Below are 16,396 nucleotides of genomic sequence, written 5' to 3'. Positions count from 1 at the left end.
ACCGTCTCACGGAGACCGCCCTGTCCGACGACCGGCTCCCCGGGAACCTGCTCCCGGAGGACGGCCTCCCCGACGACCACCTGTCCGACCCCGGCCTTTCTGACGACCACCTCTCCGGCGACCGCCTCCCCGAAGACCCTCTGGCCGATGACGGGCCCGACGACACCGTCGGCGGTGTGACCGCCGACGGACCGGCGCCCGAGGAGATGTACCCGAGCGGGCCGGAGGTCGAGGTCGAGCTGCGCCCGCAGCGCCGGCTGCGCATCTGGCAGCTCGCCCCCATCGTGGGCCTGGCCGCCGTCGGCTCCCTGATGTTCGCCTTCCCGCTCGCCTTCGACTTCGGCGACAGCGGCGCGGTCATCGCCATGCTCGGCCTGCTGATCTGTTCCTGCGCGGCGGGCTGGGGCATGATGGCCGCCCGCCGGGTGGGCTACACCTGGCCCGGCCTGCCCCCGCGCGGCTCCGGCCGCCGCCCCGACTGGCGGGTGGTGCTCGGATACGTGCTCCTGGTGGCCGTGGTCGTCGTGCTCGCGGTGTGGCGCGTCGCCCGCCTGCGCTAGACCCGCCGGAACGGGCACTGTCGTACCCACCCCGTACGATCGAGGAATGAGCACAAGGATCGCCTTCCTCAAGGGTCACGGCACCGAGAACGACTTCGTGATCGTTCCGGATCCCGAGAACGCCCTCGACCTGTCCCCGGCCGCCGTCGCCGCCCTGTGCGACCGCCGGGCGGGCATCGGAGGCGACGGCGTGCTGCACGTCGTACGGTCCGCGGCTCACCCGGAGGCGCGGGGGATGGCCGCCGAGGCCGAGTGGTTCATGGACTACCGCAACGGCGACGGCTCGGTCGCCGAGATGTGCGGCAACGGCGTCCGTGTGTTCGCGCGCTACCTCCAGCACGCCGGACATGTGGCCGAAGGGGACCTCACGATCGCCACGCGCGCGGGAGTGAAGACCGTCCACATCGCGAAGGACGGCGACATCACCGTCGGCATGGGCCGCGCCCGCCTCCCCGAGGGAGACGTCACGGTCACCGTCGGTGAGCACAGCTGGCCCGCGCGCAACGTGAACATGGGCAACCCGCACGCGGTGGCCTTCGTGGCCGACCTGGCGCACGCCGGCGACCTGTACGCCGCGCCGCCGGTCAGCCCGGCGGCCACCTACCCGGACGGTGTGAACGTCGAGTTCGTGGTCGACCGCGGCCCCCGCCACGTCGCCATGCGCGTGCACGAGCGCGGCTCCGGCGAGACCCGCTCGTGCGGCACGGGCGCGTGCGCCGTCGCCGTGGCCACCGCCCGGCGGGACGGCACCGACCCGGCCGTCACCGGCACCCCGGCGACATACACCGTCGACGTGCCCGGGGGCCGCCTCGTCATCACCGAGCGACCGGACGGCGAGATCGAGATGACCGGCCCCGCCGTGATCGTCGCCGGGGGCGAGATCGACGCCGAGTGGCTGGCTCACGCGTTCGGCTGACCCGCGACCCTAAACCTCAAATCCGTCGCTCGAATGGGTGATCCGTTTCACGCTCGGCGAGAGGCGGTCTGTCGCACGTGGTGGGCTCGGTAGCATCAAGCACCGGCACGGACGGGGGAACGTCGCCTTCCCTGAGCCGCGTACGCCCTGGGGCCCCGTCCGCCGGTCCACGAGCCGGAGGTGCCCATGAGTGCGGAGGCCACGAATCCTGCGACCGCTGGCCCGGTAGCGCCCACAGCGCCACAAGCGCTCACAGCGTCCGTGGCGCCCGCGGCGGCGCGCAGAAAGTCCAGGCCCCGGATCGATCTGCGCCGACTGGGCCGGGCCGCGCTGCTCGGCCCCACGGCACGCGGCAAACTGCCCGACGCGATCAGCCATGTCGTGGAGGCGCACCGCGCCCACCATCCCGACGCCGACCTCGAACCCCTGCGCCGCGCCTACGTCCTGGCGGAGTCCTCGCACCGCGGCCAGATGCGCAAGAGCGGTGAGCCGTACATCACACACCCGCTCGCCGTGACCCTGATCCTCGCCGAACTCGGGGCCGAGACCATGACGTTGACGGCCTCCCTGCTGCACGACACGGTCGAGGACACCGAGGTGACGCTGGATCAGGTGCGGGAACAGTTCGGGGAGGAGGTTCGTTATCTGGTCGACGGCGTCACGAAACTGGAGAAGGTCGACTACGGAGCCGCCGCCGAGCCCGAGACCTTCCGCAAGATGCTCGTCGCCACCGGCAACGACGTGCGCGTGATGTCGATCAAACTCGCCGACCGCCTGCACAACATGCGCACCCTCGGCGTGATGCGCCCCGAGAAACAGGAGCGGATCGCCAAGGTCACCCGTGACGTCCTCATCCCGCTCGCCGAACGCCTCGGCGTACAGGCACTGAAGACCGAACTGGAGGACCTGGTCTTCGCCATCCTCCACCCCGAGGCGTACGAACACACCAGAGAACTCATCGCGGAGAACGCCGCCCGCCCCGGCGACCCCCTCGCCGAGGTCGCCGACGAGGTGCGCGGGGTGCTGCGCGAGTCCGGCATCCCGGCCGAAGTCCTCATCCGCCCCCGGCACTTCGTCTCCGTCCACCGTGTGGCCCGCAAACGCGGACAGCTGCGCGGCTCCGACTTCGGCCGCCTGCTGGTGCTGGTGAACGAGGACGCGGACTGTTACGGCGTCCTCGGCGAACTGCACACGTGCATGACGCCGGTGGTGTCGGAGTTCAAGGACTTCATCGCCGTACCGAAGTTCAACCTCTACCAGTCCCTGCACACCGCCGTCGCCCGCCCGGACGGCCAGGTGGTCGAAGTCCTCATCCGCACCCACCAGATGCACAAGGTGGCGGAGGCCGGTGTCGTGGCCCTCGGCAACCCGTACGCACCCGTCGCCGACACTCCCGCGTCCGACACCGCCACGGCCGACGCCCCGTCTTCCGGTGCCTCGGCCGACGGTGAGCGCGTCGACCCCACCCGCCCCGGCTGGCTCTCCCGCCTCCTCGACTGGCAGCAGGCCGCCCCCGACCCCGACACCTTCTGGTCCACCCTGCGCGAGGACCTCGCCCAGGACCGCGAGATCACCGTCTTCCGCCCCGACGGCGGCGCGCTCGGCCTGCCCGAGGGCGCCACGTGCGTGGACGCCGCCTACGCGCAGTACGGCGAGGACGCGCACGCCTGCATCGGCGCCCGCGTCAACGGCCGGCTGGCCACCCTCAGCACGGTCCTGCGCGACGGCGACACGGTCCAGTTGCTGATGGGCCAGGACCCGGCCTCCGAACCCTCCCGCGAGTGGCTGGAGCACGCGCACACCCCGGCCGCCCGCATCGCCATCCAGCGCTGGCTGGCGACCCACCCCGTCGGCGGCACCGACCCGGCCGAGCCGGGCGAGTCGGGCGACACCTGCGCCGGAGGCGTCCGGGCCACCGCCGGGCCCCGCACGGCGTCGTCACGGTCGTCGCGGGCGGGAGGGGTCCCTTCGACCGATCCCACAGCCACCACCGCCCGCCCCGCATCTGCCACCGCCCGCTCCGCGGACCCCTCCGCGACCCGTCCAGCAGACCCTTCAGCGGCCCGTCCCGCGAACTCCGCCGCGGCTCGCCCCGCCGGGCCGTCCGGCACCCGCCCCGCAGGTCCCTCCGCCCCCCGTCCCTCAGCCGCTCCGGGGGCTGCGCCGGCGCACCCCGCCGACGGTGCCCACGCCCCGCGCTCCCGGCGCGCCGACGTCCTCGTGGACCGGCCCGGTGCCGCCGTACGGCTCGCCGGGTGCTGCACGCCCGTGCCGCCGGACGAGATCACCGGGTTCGCGGTGCGCGGGGGAGTGGTGACCGTGCACCGCGTGGAGTGCGCGGCGGTGGCGCACATGAAGAGCAGGGGGCGCGCGGAGATCGGCGTGCGCTGGGGGAACACCGCCGAGTGCCGGGTCTCCCTGGTCGCTGAATCGTTCGGCCGCCCCCATCTGCTCGCCGACCTCACCGAGGCGATCGCCGTGCAGGGCGTCGAGATCGTCTCCGCCACCGTCGAACCGCCCAGCCAGCAGCGGGTGCGGCACACCTACACCCTCCAGTTGCCCGACGCGGCCCACCTCCCGGCCCTGATGCGCGCCATGCGGGACGTACCGGGGGTGTATGACGTGCGGAGGGCGCAGCACCAGCCACGGGCGTCCTGACCGGCGTCCACGAGCGTCCCGGCGACGGTGTCCGGCCTACTACCCGTTCGGGTGGGCCGGTCGCGCGTCGTCACCGCGGAGCGCGCAGCCACTGGTAGCGGTGGTCCATGCTGCTCACCCCCCGCTCCCGGCCCCGGACCGTCCTCCCCCGGACCACGCCCAAGGCCTCCCGGCACCGGAAGACGGCCCTGCTCGCCTCCGCCGTCTCCGTCTGCCTGCTGGCCGCCGCGGCGCCGCCCGAACCCCTCGGCGTCGGCGACCGGCTCTTCCCCTACCTGGGCAACCCGGGCTACGACGTCGCCTCGTACGACCTGTCCCTCACCTACCCCGGCACCAACGACAAGCCGCTCCAGGCCGTCACCACCATCGACGCCTGGACCACCGACGACCTGGAGCGCCTCAACCTCGACTTCGCGCACGGCACCGTGCGGTCGGTCGAGGTCGACGGACGTCCCGCGGACTTCACCAGCGCCGGCGACGACCTGGTCGTCACCCCGGAGCACCCCCTGGCCGAGGGCAGCCTGACCCGGATCACCGTGCGCCACACCAGTGACCCCGTCTACGGCAAGGACCAGCAGGGCGGCTGGGTGCGCACCTCCGACGGCCTCGCCATGGCGAACCAGGCCGACGCCGCCCACCTGGTGTTCCCGTGCAACGACCACCCGTCCGACAAGGCGGTGTTCACCTTCCGGATCACCGCCCCGAACGGTTACACCGCCGTCGCCAACGGCCTGCCCGCCGGTGCCGACCGGGTCGGCACCACCACCACCTGGACCTACCGCACCCGGCACCCCATGGCCACCGAACTCGCCCAGGTCTCGATCGGCCGCTCGGCCGTGCCGCGCCGCGAGGGCCCCCACGGCCTGCCCGTGCGTGACGTCGTACCCGCGAGCGACCGCAAGGCCCTCGAACCGTGGCTCGCGAAGACGCCCGACCAGATCGCCTGGATGGAGAGCAAGGTCGGGCGGTACCCGTTCGAGACCTACGGCGTGCTCATGGCCCAGGCCTCCACGGGCTTCGAACTGGAGACGCAGACCCTCTCGCTCTTCGAGAAGGACCTGTTCACCGAGCCCGCCTACCCCCAGTGGTACATCGAGTCGATCATGGTGCACGAGCTGTCCCACCAGTGGTTCGGGGACAGCGTCACCCCCCGTAGCTGGTCCGACGTCTGGCTGAACGAGGGCCATGCCACCTGGTACGAGGCGCTGTACGCCGAGGAGACGGCGCACCGGCCGATGGAGGACCGGATGAAGGCCGCCTACGGCGCCTCCGACCGCTGGCGCGAGGCCGGCGGCCCGCCCGCCCGGCCCAAGCCGCCCGTCCCGGGCCAGAAGATCAGCATCTTCCGGCCCAGCGTCTACGACGGCGCCGCCCTCGCGCTCTACGCGCTGCGGCAGGAGATCGGCCGGCCGGCCTTCGAGCGGCTGGAGCGGATCTGGGTCAGGGAGCACCAGGACGCCACCGCCACCACCGCCGACTTCGTCCGGCTGGCCTCGGCCATCGCCGGCCGCGACCTGAGCGGCTTCTTCAAGGCATGGCTGTACGGCGAGAAGACTCCGCCGATGCCAGGCCACCCGGACTGGAAGCAGGCGGCATCGGCCCAGCCCACCCCGCCCCGGGCCCGGCGGTGACCCGGTGACGCCCGGCCATAACCCGATGACGAGACGTGCCGTACCGTGCGACCATCTAGGGGTGGGCGCGCACGGGACACGGGAATCTCCCGGGGTACTCGTGCGTTGGACATCATGAGCGGCGCGGGCCACCGCACGCCGTGCCGAGGCCGTGACGCCGACGCCGTGACGGCACTCCCACCGACGTATCTCATCGACGTAAGGATCCAATGACCTCCTCTTCTTCCCCTTCCCAGGACACCAAGCGCCTCGCGCACGCCTATCCCGAGGGTCTTCGGGCCGATGCCCTGATGGAAGAGGACGTCGCCTGGAGCTACGAGATCGACGGCGATCGGGACGGCGACCAGTTCGACCGCACCGAGCGCGCGGCCCTGCGCCGCGTGGTGGGCCTGTCCACCGAGCTGGAGGACGTCACCGAGGTCGAGTACCGCCAGCTCCGCCTGGAGCGGGTCGTGCTCGTCGGCGTGTGGACCACCGGCACGGCGCAGGACGCCGACAACTCCCTCGCGGAGCTGGCCGCCCTCGCGGAGACCGCGGGCGCGCTCGTGCTCGACGGCGTGATCCAGCGCCGCGACAAGCCCGACGCGGCCACCTACATCGGCTCCGGCAAGGCCGCCGAGCTGCGCGACATCGTCATCGAGACGGGCGCGGACACCGTCATCTGCGACGGTGAGCTGAGCCCCGGCCAGCTGATCCAGCTGGAGGACATCGTCAAGGTCAAGGTCATCGACCGCACGGCCCTGATCCTGGACATCTTCGCCCAGCACGCCAAGTCCCGTGAGGGCAAGGCGCAGGTCGCGCTCGCGCAGATGCAGTACATGCTGCCGCGGCTGCGCGGCTGGGGTCAGTCGCTGTCCCGGCAGATGGGTGGCGGTCGCGGCGGCCTCGCCACGCGTGGCCCCGGTGAGACCAAGATCGAGACGGACCGGCGCCGGATCCGCGAGAAGATGGCCAAAATGCGCCGGGAGATCGCGGACATGAAGACCGGCCGCGAGATCAAGCGCCAGGAGCGCAGGCGCAACAAGGTGCCGTCCGTCGCCATCGCGGGCTACACCAACGCCGGCAAGTCCTCCCTGCTCAACCGCCTCACGGGCGCCGGCGTCCTGGTCGAGAACGCACTGTTCGCGACCCTGGACCCGACCGTCCGCCGGGCCGAGACCCCGGGCGGGCGGCTCTACACCCTGGTGGACACCGTCGGCTTCGTCCGGCACCTGCCGCACCACCTGGTCGAGGCGTTCCGGTCCACCATGGAGGAGGTCGGCGACTCCGACCTGATCCTGCACGTGGTGGACGGCTCGCACCCGACCCCGGAGGAGCAGCTCGCCGCCGTACGCGAGGTGATCCGGGACGTCGGCGCCACCGACGTGCCCGAGATCGTCGTGGTCAACAAGGCGGACGCGGCCGACCCGCTGGTCCTCCAGCGGCTGCTGCGGGTCGAGAAGCGCTCGATCGCCGTCTCGGCACGCACGGGCCAGGGCATCGAGGAACTGCTCGGCCTGATCGACAACGAGCTGCCCCGCCCCTCGGTCGAGATCGAGGCGCTCGTGCCGTACACCCACGGCAAGCTGGTCGCCCGCGCCCACACCGAGGGCGAGGTGATCTCCGAGGAGCACACCGCGGAGGGCACCCTGCTCAAGGTCCGGGTGCACGAGGAGCTGGCGGCGGACCTCGCGCCGTACGTCCCGGCCCCCGCGGCCTGACCCACCCCGTCACAAGGGCCCGTCACCCCCTCGGGTGACGGGCCCTCGTCATGCCCACCGCCAGGTCACCGCCCGGCGAACTGCTTGCTCACCGACTCGTACAGGCTCTTGGCCACCTCACCCAGCCGGGGACCGGCCAGCCAGCCGGAACGCACCGGTCCGATGGACGTGTTCGACACCAGCGCGGGCTTGCCGTCCGCACCCGTCTCCACCCAGCCGCCACCGGAGGAGCCACCGGTCATCGTGCAGCCGATCCGGTACATCGTCGGGTCGGACTGCTCGATGGAGAGCCGGCCCGGCTTGTCCTGGCACTGGTACAGCAGCTGACCGTCGTACGGCGCCGCCGCCGGGTAGCCGGTCGCCGTGATGCTCTGCACCTGGGACACGGCCGGCGCGTCGAAGTTCACCGGCAGCGCGCCGCCGACGGTCTCCTCCAGCGACTTGCCGCCGCTGCCCTGCTCGGGCGTCACATGGATGACGGCGAAGTCGTACGACGCGCCGTCACCGCCCGTCTCGCCCCCCTTGCTGATCCACTGCTGCGAGGTCTTCGCCGCGTCGGCCCACCACACGCCGTACGGCGCGATCTCGGACCGGCTGGCGTTCTCCAGCTCGGCCGCCGACTTGCCCTGGTCGTTGTACGACGGCACGAAGGCGAGGTTGCGGTACCAACCGCCCTTCTTGCCGGCGTGCACACAGTGCCCCGCCGTCCAGACGAGGTTGGACTTGCCCGGGTGCGCGGGGTCCGTCACCACCGTCGCCGAGCACACCATCGTGCCCTCGGGAGCGTCGAACAGCAGCTTGCCCGAGGTGGCCGCGCTGGTGTGGTACGGCGGGGTCACCGCACGTGCCTGCACCGGCTGCGGCGTCGGGTCCGTCACGCCCTGGTCACCGGAGATGTCGTTGTCGTCGACGCCCTGGTCCGGGTCATCGGCGCGACGCATCCGGTCCGGGTCCCACAGGCCCTTGATGATCGGGTTGATGAAGTCGTTGGCCTCGCGCAGCCAGTCGTCCCGGTTCCAGTTCTTCCAGGCGCCGTTCTTCCACTTGTCGACGTCGATCCCGTGTTCCTTCAGCCTCTGCTTCAGGTCGTCCGGGATCGTGATCTTGCTGTCGCCGGTGCTCACCGCGGACGGCTTGCCGTCGGCGTTGTCGTCGCCGGCGCAGGCGGTGGCGGTCAGCGCCAGCACCGACACGAGAGCGACCGCCGTCAGCGAGGCGGAGGTCCGGCGACCACCCCTCCCTCGCCGAGCGGTGAACGACGGCCGTATGGATCGCATGTTTTTGACTCCCCCTGCTGTGAAAGGAACTCGGCGCTTCGGCCCCGACACCGGCGGCGAACTCGTGGAAGGTTCATGCCGGTCTCACGACCTTCTGGGAACGGCATCACACACTATGCCGTCGCCGTGGGGGAGTTCCGACGGGAGGGCAACGGTTGCGTCACAGGCTGTCTGAACAGGGAACGAGCGTCGGTGAGTTCGAGGTCCGCCTCGTCGCCCACGATGACCCGTGCCGACCGATGACCTGTCACCGGGCGCCCGGCCCCGGCCCGTCCACGGCTGGTCCGTGTCCCACTGGGGCGGCGCGGGCGGAAGCGCTGTCCGGTGGGGGTGCCGGGAGGGGCTCGTCCGCGCGGCGTCCGGCCAAGGATCTCCGGGCGAGCCCGTAACCGCCCGAACGGTCCGCTGTTGTAGCCGGTGGGGCCTGCTGCCAGTGTCCGGTCCCCGAGGATCAACTCGCCTTTGAGCAGCGGGGAGGACAGCGCGCCGTGGCTGTTACGGAGTCGATGGCCGGAGGCACGTCCGGAGAAGCGAGGGCCGTGCACGAGGGGATCCTCAGACGCCAGTCGGCGCGTGAGTCCTCGGCACGCACCTATGCCCGGGCCCTGCCCATCGTGCCCGTCCGGGCGCGAGGACTCACCATCGAGGGCGCCGACGGCCGCCGTTACCTGGACTGCCTCTCCGGAGCCGGCACCCTCGCCCTCGGCCACAACCACCCGGTCGTGCTGGAAGCCATCCGCCGGGTCCTCGACTCCGGCGCCCCCCTCTCCGTCCTCGACCTGGCGACCCCGGTCAAGGACGCCTTCGTCACCGAGCTGTTCCGCACACTCCCACCCGGCCTGGCCGACCGGTCCCGCGTCCAGTTCTGCGGACCGGCCGGCACCGACGCCGTCGAGGCCGCCCTCAAACTGGTCAGGACCGCGACCGGCCGCACCGGCATCCTCGCCTTCACCGGCGCCTACCACGGCATGACCGCCGGCGCCCTGGCCGCCTCCGGCGGCGCCCCCGACGTCCAGGTCGCCCGCCTGCCCTATCCGCAGGACTACCGCTGCCCCTTCGGTGTCGGCGGCCCGCACGGCGCCGAACTCGCCGCCCGCTGGACCGAGTCCCTCCTCGGCGACCCCAAATCCGGCGTCCCGCTGTCGGCCGGGATGATCCTCGAACCGATCCAGGGCGAAGGCGGAGTGATCCCCGCCCCGGACGACTGGCTGCGCCGCATGCGCCGGCTCACGGCGGACCGGTCCATCCCGCTGATCGCCGACGAGATCCAGACCGGAGTCGGCCGCACGGGGGCCTTCTGGGCCGTCGACCACAGCGGCGTCACCCCCGACGTCATGGTCCTGTCCAAGGCCATCGGCGGCAGCCTCCCGCTCGCCGTGATCGTCTACCGCGACGACCTGGACGTCTGGCAGCCCGGAGCCCACGCCGGTACCTTCCGCGGCAACCAGCTCGCCATGGCCGCGGGCACCGCCACCCTCGCCTACGTCCGCGAGAACGCCCTCGCCGAACGCGCCGCCGCCCTCGGCACCCGCGTGCTGACCCGACTCGCCGAACTCACCCACGCGTTCCCCAGCGTGGGAGACGTCCGAGGGCGCGGACTCATGATCGGGGTCGAGCTGGTGAACCCGGACGCCGACCACACCGCTTCTCGCCCGGCGCCCCTTGCCGGTGACGCCGGTGACATCGGTGACGCCGCTGTCGTCGCTGACGTCGGTGCCGGTGGCCTGGGTGACCTCAGCGGCACGGTGGCCCCGCCGGAGCCCACCCGCACCCCGTATCCGGCAGCCCCCGAACTCGCCGCCGCCGTGCAGCGGGAGTGCCTCCAACGCGGACTGATCGTCGAACTCGGCGGCCGGCACGCGTCCGTGGTGAGGCTGCTTCCGCCCCTCACGATCAGCGACGAACAGGCGACGGCCGTACTCGACCGGCTGACCGACGCAGTGGCCGCGGCCGTCCGCCACCAGGAATCCCATGGTCCACACCAGCAACGCCAGCCCCGCTCGGCCCAGCGCGCGGGCTGAACACCACCCGCGCCGGTCCCGGCCCCCGGCGCCGACCTCTGGGCGCGCACCGCTTCCCATACCCGTTCACCCCCCTTTCCGGGTGTCCAGGCCGACGTCCACCGCCGACCGCGACCTCATGTCATCCCGCCCCACCGACCGCCGACCCCGAGGGAACGGCGCCCCAGCGGACGACGGAACGGGCCCGCACCACCTCACTCCAGCCCCCAGAGGAGCGTCATGAACGCCACCCCCGCCCCCGACGACCAGGGAGGCTCCGGCGCCCCGTCCTCCGCAGCACCGCTCACCGAGTCGGTCCCGCGGCAGAGGAAGCGGGAGGAGACGGATCCCGTCCGGTGGACAGCTTCCGTCGCCGATCCGCTGGAGGACCCCGATCCGCTGGAGGACCCCGATCCCCGCGCCGCGGCCCAGGCCGCCGTCGTCGAGAACCTCCTGCGGTGCTGGGCCCGCGAGACCGGCCTCACCGCTCCCACGACCGGCAGCCTCCGCATCCCACTGCCGGCCAGCGGCACCACCCTGATCGCGCCGGTCCGCCACTGGTCCCCGACGGGCTGGCACCGCTTCGGCCCCCCGCGCCTGGCCGACGCGCCCGACACGGCGCCACCCATCGACGCCGTCACTCTCGCGGCCCTCCTCGCGAGGGAACCGGCCACCGAGCCGACCGACACCACCGCCCCCTCACCTCGCACCTTCCCGGGTTCTGATGACGGCACCAACCCCAACGGCACCAACCCCAACGGCACCAACCCCAACGGCACCGGCTCCCCTCCTGACACGGGCGTCGGTGATCGAGCCGACGGCCCCGATCTCGTGGCCAGAGTCGCCGACTCCGTCCGCCGTACCGCCACCTTCATCCGGCACCGGCGGGAACCCCCCGCCGACACCCCCGACCGCTTCCTCAGCGCCGAACAGGCCCTCCTGCTCGGGCACCCGCTGCATCCGACCCCGAAGAGCAGGGAAGGCCTGACCGAGGCGGAAGCCGAGCGGTACTCACCGGAGTCGCGCGGCTCCTTCCCCCTGCACTGGCTGGCCGTCGCCCCCTCTCTCCTCGCGACCGACTCCGCCTGGACCGAGCGCGGCCGTCCCCTGCCCGCCGGGCACCTCGTCCGCCGCCTCGCCGGCACCGGACTGCCGCTGCCCGACGGTTACACCGCCCTGCCACTGCACCCCTGGCAGGCCCGCGAGGTCCGGCACCGCGCGCCCGTCGCCGCGCTGCTCGACTCCGGGCTCCTCCGCGACCTCGGTCCCCTGGGTGCTCCCTGGTACCCCACCTCCTCCGTACGCACCGTGCACCGATCCGGTGCCCCCGCGATGCTCAAGCTCTCGCTGGCCCTGCGCATCACCAACTCCCGCCGGGAGAACCTCCGCAAGGAACTCCACCGCGGAGTCGAGGTGCACCGGCTCCTGCGCACCGGCCTCGCCCGCGAGTGGCACACCGCACACCCCGGCTTCGACATCGTGCGCGACCCGGCCTGGCTCGCCGTCGACGGTCCGGACGGCCTGCCCCTGCCGGGACTCGACGTGGTGATCCGGCACAATCCGTTCACCCCGGCCGACGACGTCGGCTGCGTCGCCGGGCTCGTCGCCCCGCGCCCGTTCCCCGAGCCGCCCGCCGGCAACGCGCCGCTCCACCCCACTCGGCCGATGCGGTCCCGGCTGGCCCAACTCGTCGCCCGCCTCGCCGCACGCACCGGCCGACCCGTCGGCGCCGTCGCCGTCGAGTGGTTCCTGCGCTACCTGGAGCAGGTCGTGCGGCCCGTCCTCTGGCTGGACGGCGAGGTCGGCATCGCCCTCGAAGCACACCAGCAGAACACGCTGGTCCTGCTGGACGGCGAGGGCTGGCCCGTCGGCGGCCGTTACCGAGACAACCAGGGGTACTACTTCCGCGAGTCGCGGCGAGCCGAACTGACCACCCGGATGCCCGGCATCGGCGAGCACAGCGACACCTTCGTCACCGACGAGGTCGCCGACGAGCGCTTCGCCTACTACCTCGCCGTCAACAACGTGCTCGGCCTGATCGGTGCCTTCGGCTCCCAGCACCTCGCCGACGAGCGGCTGCTGCTCGCGGCCTTCCGCCGCTTCCTCACCTGCCTCGCCTCGGGGACCGCCCCGCTGCGCACCTCCCTGCCCGGCCGCCTCCTCGACTCACCCGTCCTGCGCTGCAAGGCCAACCTGCTGACCCGGCTGCACGGTCTCGACGAACTCGTCGGCCCGGTCGACACCCAGTCCGTCTACGTCACCATCGCCAACCCCCTTCATTCATGAGCGACGCACCTCTGCGCACCACCTGAGCGGACCGCCCCCGGCGAACCGCACACCGTCTCCCGTCCGGGGAACATGACCCCCCACGTCTCCTGAGAGGAGCGCACCGTGCCTCCCACCGACGCGAGCGCCGGAACCGGCCCCGTCCCCGCCCAACCGGACAACGCCACCCCCCGCGCGGTCACCGCGGGGCCCCGGAACTCTCCCTTCGGACGTTTCACCGTCGAGGACGACGACCCGGACGGCGAGGACACGCTGGAGCTGTGCCTGCCCGCGGAGTTCGTCGGCCTCCGCGCCGGGGCGACGACCGGCCTCCTCGGCCGACTCGCCACGTGGGGACCGGTCGTGACCCCGGTCGGCTCCTTCCGACTGATGCCCCTACGCCTTGATCAGGACCTCCCGCTCGTCCACCGCTGGATGAACGACCCCGCCGTCGCCGAGTTCTGGGAGCTGGCCGGGCCCCGGAACCGGACGGAGGACCACCTGCGGGCGCAACTCCAGGGCGACGGGCGCAGCGCGCCGTGCCTCGGCGTACTCGACGGCACCCCCATGAGCTACTGGGAGATCTACCGTGCGGACCTGGATCCGCTGGCCCGTCACTACCCGGTGCGCCCGCACGACACCGGGGTCCACCTCCTCGTCGGTGACGCCGCCGACCGGGGGCGAGGGCTGGGATCCGTCCTGCTCCGAGCCGTGGCCGACCTGATCCTCGACCGGCGTCCCACGTGCGCACGTGTCGTGGCGGAACCCGATCTTCGCAACACCCCCTCCATCGCCGCGTTCCTGAGCGCGGGCTTCCGGTTCGCGGCGGAGGTCGATCTGCCCGACAAGCGGGCCGCCCTCGTGATCCGCGACCGAGTCCTGCGCGATGTTCTGTAGCGCCGCGTGACCGTGCGCTCACATATGGATACGAATGGCGGATCCGTGGTGTTCCCGCGTCGAAGAGAAAATTTCGGGGCGACGGCGCCTCTGAGCCAGGGCGACCGTGCCTTCGAGCCAGGGCGACCGCGCCTCCGAGCCGGGGCGGGTGCGCCCCGGTACCGACCACCAGCTCCCGTCCGCCCCGGCCCGACACGGAATCCCCGGGCCCGGCCCCACCCCACCCCCACCCCACCCCTGCCCCCCGTCACCCAGGAGCCCCGCTCGTGAGCCCTCCCCCCGCCCCCGTAACGACCCCCCGTTTGTCAGTGCAGGGTCGTAGGGTGGTCAGGCTATGACGAAGCCCTCCCTCCCCGAACTCCTGCATGCCGCCGTCGCCGCCGTCGGCGGCACGGAGCGCCCCGGCCAGGTGACCATGGCCGAAGCGGTCGCCGAGGCGATCGACGACGGATCCCACCTGCTGGTCCAGGCCGGCACCGGCACCGGAAAGTCGCTGGGCTATCTCGTGCCCGCGCTCGCGCACGGAGAACGCGTGGTCGTCGCGACGGCCACGCTCGCCTTGCAGCGCCAGCTCGTCGAGCGGGACCTTCCGCGCACGGTCGACGCCCTGCACCCGCTGCTGCGCCGCCGCCCGGAGTTCGCGATGCTCAAGGGCAGGTCGAACTACCTGTGCCTGCACCGCTTGCACGAGGGCATGCCGCAGGACGAGGAGGAGGGGCTCTTCGACCAGTTCGAGGCCGCGGCGCCCACCAGCAAGCTGGGCCAGGACCTGCTGCGGCTGCGGGACTGGGCCGACGAGACGGAGAGCGGCGACCGGGACGATCTCACCCCGGGCGTCTCGGACCGTGCCTGGGCTCAGGTCTCCGTGTCGTCGCGGGAGTGCCTGGGCGCGTCGAAGTGCGCGTACGGCGCGGAGTGCTTCGCGGAGATGGCCCGTGAGCGGGCCAAGCTCGCCGAGGTCGTGGTCACGAATCACGCGCTGCTGGCCATCGACGCCATCGAGGGTGCCCCGGTGCTGCCCCAGCACGAGGTGCTGATCGTCGACGAGGCGCATGAACTCGTCTCCCGTGTCACGGGCGTCGCCACCGGCGAGCTCACGCCCGGTCAGGTCAACCGCGCGGTGCGCCGTGCCGCCAAGCTGGTCAACGAGAAGGCCGCCGATCAGCTCCAGACCGCCGCCGAGGGCTTCGAGCGGCTCATGGAACTCGCACTGCCGGGCCGCCTGGAGGAGATCCCGGAAGACCTCGGCTATGCCCTGATGGCGCTGCGGGACGCCGCCCGCACGGTAATCTCCGCGATCGGCGCCACGCGCGACAAGTCCGTCCAGGACGAGGACGCGGTCCGCAAGCAGGCGCTGGCCTCGGTGGAGACGGTGCACGACGTGGCGGAGCGGGTCGTGAACGGCTCGGAGTGGGACGTCGTCTGGTACGAGCGGCACGACCGCTTCGGCGCGTCCCTCCGTGTCGCTCCGATGTCGGTCTCCGGTCTGCTCAGGGAGAAGCTGTTCGCCGACCGGGCCGTGGTCCTCACCTCGGCGACGCTCAAGCTGGGCGGCGACTTCAACGGCGTCGGCGCCTCCCTGGGGCTCGGCCCGGAGGGCACGGAGGGCGAGGACCTGCCGAAGTGGAAGGGCGTCGACGTCGGCTCGCCCTTCGACTACCGCAAGCAGGGCATCCTGTACGTCGCCAAGCATCTGGCACGCCCCGCGCGTGACGGCGAGCGCTCCGACATGCTGGACGAGCTGACCGAGCTGATCCAGGCGGCCGGCGGGCGCACCCTCGGCCTGTTCTCGTCCATGCGGGCCGCTCAGCTCGCCGCGGAGGAGCTGCGTTCCCGGATCCCCGAGTTCCCCATCCTGCTCCAGGGCGAGGAGACGCTCGGCGAACTGATCAAGAACTTCGCGGCCGACCCGAAGACGTGTCTCTTCGGCACGCTGTCGCTGTGGCAGGGCGTCGACGTCCCGGGCCCCAGCTGCCAGCTGGTCGTCATGGACAAGATCCCGTTCCCGCGACCCGACGATCCGCTGATGAGCGCCCGCCAGAAGGCGGTGGAAGAGGCGGGAGGCAACGGTTTCATGGCGGTGGCCGCGACCCACGCGGCCCTGCTCATGGCACAGGGCGCGGGGCGTCTCGTCCGGGCGTCCGGCGACCGGGGCGTGGTCGCCGTACTGGACCAGCGGCTGGCCACCGCGCGCTACGGCGGTTACTTGAAGGCGTCACTGCCGGACTTCTGGTACACCACGGACCGTAACCAGGTCCGCAAGTCGCTCGCGGCGATCGACGCGGTGGCGAAGCAGACCGAGGCGCAGCCGGCGACGGCCAAGTGATCGCGGGGTAGTCCGCCCGACGCCGGCCGGACTACCCGATGCGGTCCGGCCCCATGGCCGCCCGTGAACCCACAAGGCTGCCGGTACACGCAGGGCCGCGGACGGACGGACGCATGGCCCCGAACATACGCAGGCACGGCTCCGGACATACGCAGGGCCCCGGAAC

The 16,396-nt window shown here is 72.4% G+C and carries 10 protein-coding genes; 9 read left to right on the top strand and 1 reads right to left on the bottom strand.

Going from position 1 to position 16,396, the window contains the following annotated elements; genetic code table 11:
* The first annotated feature begins 80 nt into the window (after nt 1-80).
* The 5 genes from IE273_RS06225 to hflX all read left to right on the top strand — a co-directional run bounded on the left by IE273_RS06225 (nt 81) and on the right by hflX (nt 7,465).
* Nucleotides 81-560 carry a hypothetical protein gene (locus IE273_RS06225; RefSeq protein WP_189814192.1) on the top strand — a complete coding sequence of 160 codons (480 nt, stop codon included), beginning with the start codon at nt 81-83 and terminating at the stop codon, nt 558-560.
* A gap of 46 nt (nt 561-606) precedes the next feature.
* Entirely contained in the window at nt 607-1,476 is an 870-nt protein-coding gene (gene dapF, locus IE273_RS06220) for a diaminopimelate epimerase (protein ID WP_189814114.1), read from the top strand.
* Nucleotides 1,477-1,662: 186 nt separating this feature from the next.
* The gene (locus IE273_RS06215; RefSeq protein ID WP_229887099.1) at nt 1,663-4,134 is read left to right on the top strand and encodes a RelA/SpoT family protein; all 2,472 of its coding nucleotides are present in this window, start codon (nt 1,663-1,665) and stop codon (nt 4,132-4,134) included.
* Nucleotides 4,135-4,241: 107 nt separating this feature from the next.
* Nucleotides 4,242-5,765, top strand: coding sequence for a M1 family metallopeptidase (locus IE273_RS06210; protein ID WP_189814112.1), 1,524 nt, complete (start codon nt 4,242-4,244; stop codon nt 5,763-5,765).
* A gap of 209 nt (nt 5,766-5,974) precedes the next feature.
* Nucleotides 5,975-7,465, top strand: coding sequence for a GTPase HflX (hflX, locus tag IE273_RS06205; RefSeq protein ID WP_189814111.1), 1,491 nt, complete (start codon nt 5,975-5,977; stop codon nt 7,463-7,465).
* 65 nt (nt 7,466-7,530) lie between these two features.
* Here hflX and IE273_RS06200 read toward each other — a convergent pair whose 3' ends face one another.
* Nucleotides 7,531-8,742, bottom strand: a complete 1,212-nt coding sequence (locus IE273_RS06200; protein ID WP_189814110.1) for a trypsin-like serine peptidase — start codon at nt 8,740-8,742, stop codon at nt 7,531-7,533.
* Nucleotides 8,743-9,248: 506 nt separating this feature from the next.
* Here IE273_RS06200 and IE273_RS06195 point away from each other — a divergent pair.
* From IE273_RS06195 to IE273_RS06180, 4 genes are all read left to right on the top strand, one after another.
* A complete protein-coding gene (locus tag IE273_RS06195; RefSeq protein ID WP_189814191.1) occupies nt 9,249-10,763 on the top strand; it encodes a diaminobutyrate--2-oxoglutarate transaminase family protein in 1,515 nt (504 codons plus the stop codon).
* Between the two features lie 219 nt (nt 10,764-10,982).
* Nucleotides 10,983-13,028 carry an IucA/IucC family protein gene (locus IE273_RS06190; RefSeq protein ID WP_189814109.1) on the top strand — a complete coding sequence of 682 codons (2,046 nt, stop codon included), beginning with the start codon at nt 10,983-10,985 and terminating at the stop codon, nt 13,026-13,028.
* Between the two features lie 105 nt (nt 13,029-13,133).
* Nucleotides 13,134-13,904 (top strand): GNAT family N-acetyltransferase, encoded by a 771-nt coding sequence (locus IE273_RS06185; RefSeq protein ID WP_189814108.1) that lies wholly within the window; start codon nt 13,134-13,136, stop codon nt 13,902-13,904.
* 334 nt (nt 13,905-14,238) lie between these two features.
* Nucleotides 14,239-16,230: an ATP-dependent DNA helicase gene (locus IE273_RS06180; RefSeq protein WP_189814107.1), complete on the top strand. Its 1,992-nt coding sequence runs from the start codon at nt 14,239-14,241 to the stop codon at nt 16,228-16,230.
* The last annotated feature ends 166 nt before the right edge of the window (nt 16,231-16,396 follow it).

Source organism: Streptomyces olivaceoviridis, from assembly GCF_014650115.1.
Classification (GTDB): domain Bacteria; phylum Actinomycetota; class Actinomycetes; order Streptomycetales; family Streptomycetaceae; genus Streptomyces; species Streptomyces olivaceoviridis.
The sequence above is the reverse complement of the archived record's forward strand: the minus strand, read 5'-3'. Positions and strand labels throughout refer to the sequence as shown.

Excerpts from the sequence above, each read along its gene's own strand:
- dapF (WP_189814114.1), top strand. The coding sequence starts at position 607 with ATGAGCACAAGGATCGCCTTCCTCAAGGGTCACGGCACCGAGAACGAC.
- IE273_RS06215 (WP_229887099.1), top strand. The coding sequence starts at position 1,663 with ATGAGTGCGGAGGCCACGAATCCTGCGACCGCTGGCCCGGTAGCGCCC.
- IE273_RS06210 (WP_189814112.1), top strand. The coding sequence starts at position 4,242 with ATGCTGCTCACCCCCCGCTCCCGGCCCCGGACCGTCCTCCCCCGGACC.
- hflX (WP_189814111.1), top strand. The coding sequence starts at position 5,975 with ATGACCTCCTCTTCTTCCCCTTCCCAGGACACCAAGCGCCTCGCGCAC.
- IE273_RS06200 (WP_189814110.1), bottom strand. The coding sequence starts at position 8,742 with ATGCGATCCATACGGCCGTCGTTCACCGCTCGGCGAGGGAGGGGTGGT.
- IE273_RS06195 (WP_189814191.1), top strand. The coding sequence starts at position 9,249 with ATGGCCGGAGGCACGTCCGGAGAAGCGAGGGCCGTGCACGAGGGGATC.
- IE273_RS06190 (WP_189814109.1), top strand. The coding sequence starts at position 10,983 with ATGAACGCCACCCCCGCCCCCGACGACCAGGGAGGCTCCGGCGCCCCG.
- IE273_RS06180 (WP_189814107.1), top strand. The coding sequence starts at position 14,239 with ATGACGAAGCCCTCCCTCCCCGAACTCCTGCATGCCGCCGTCGCCGCC.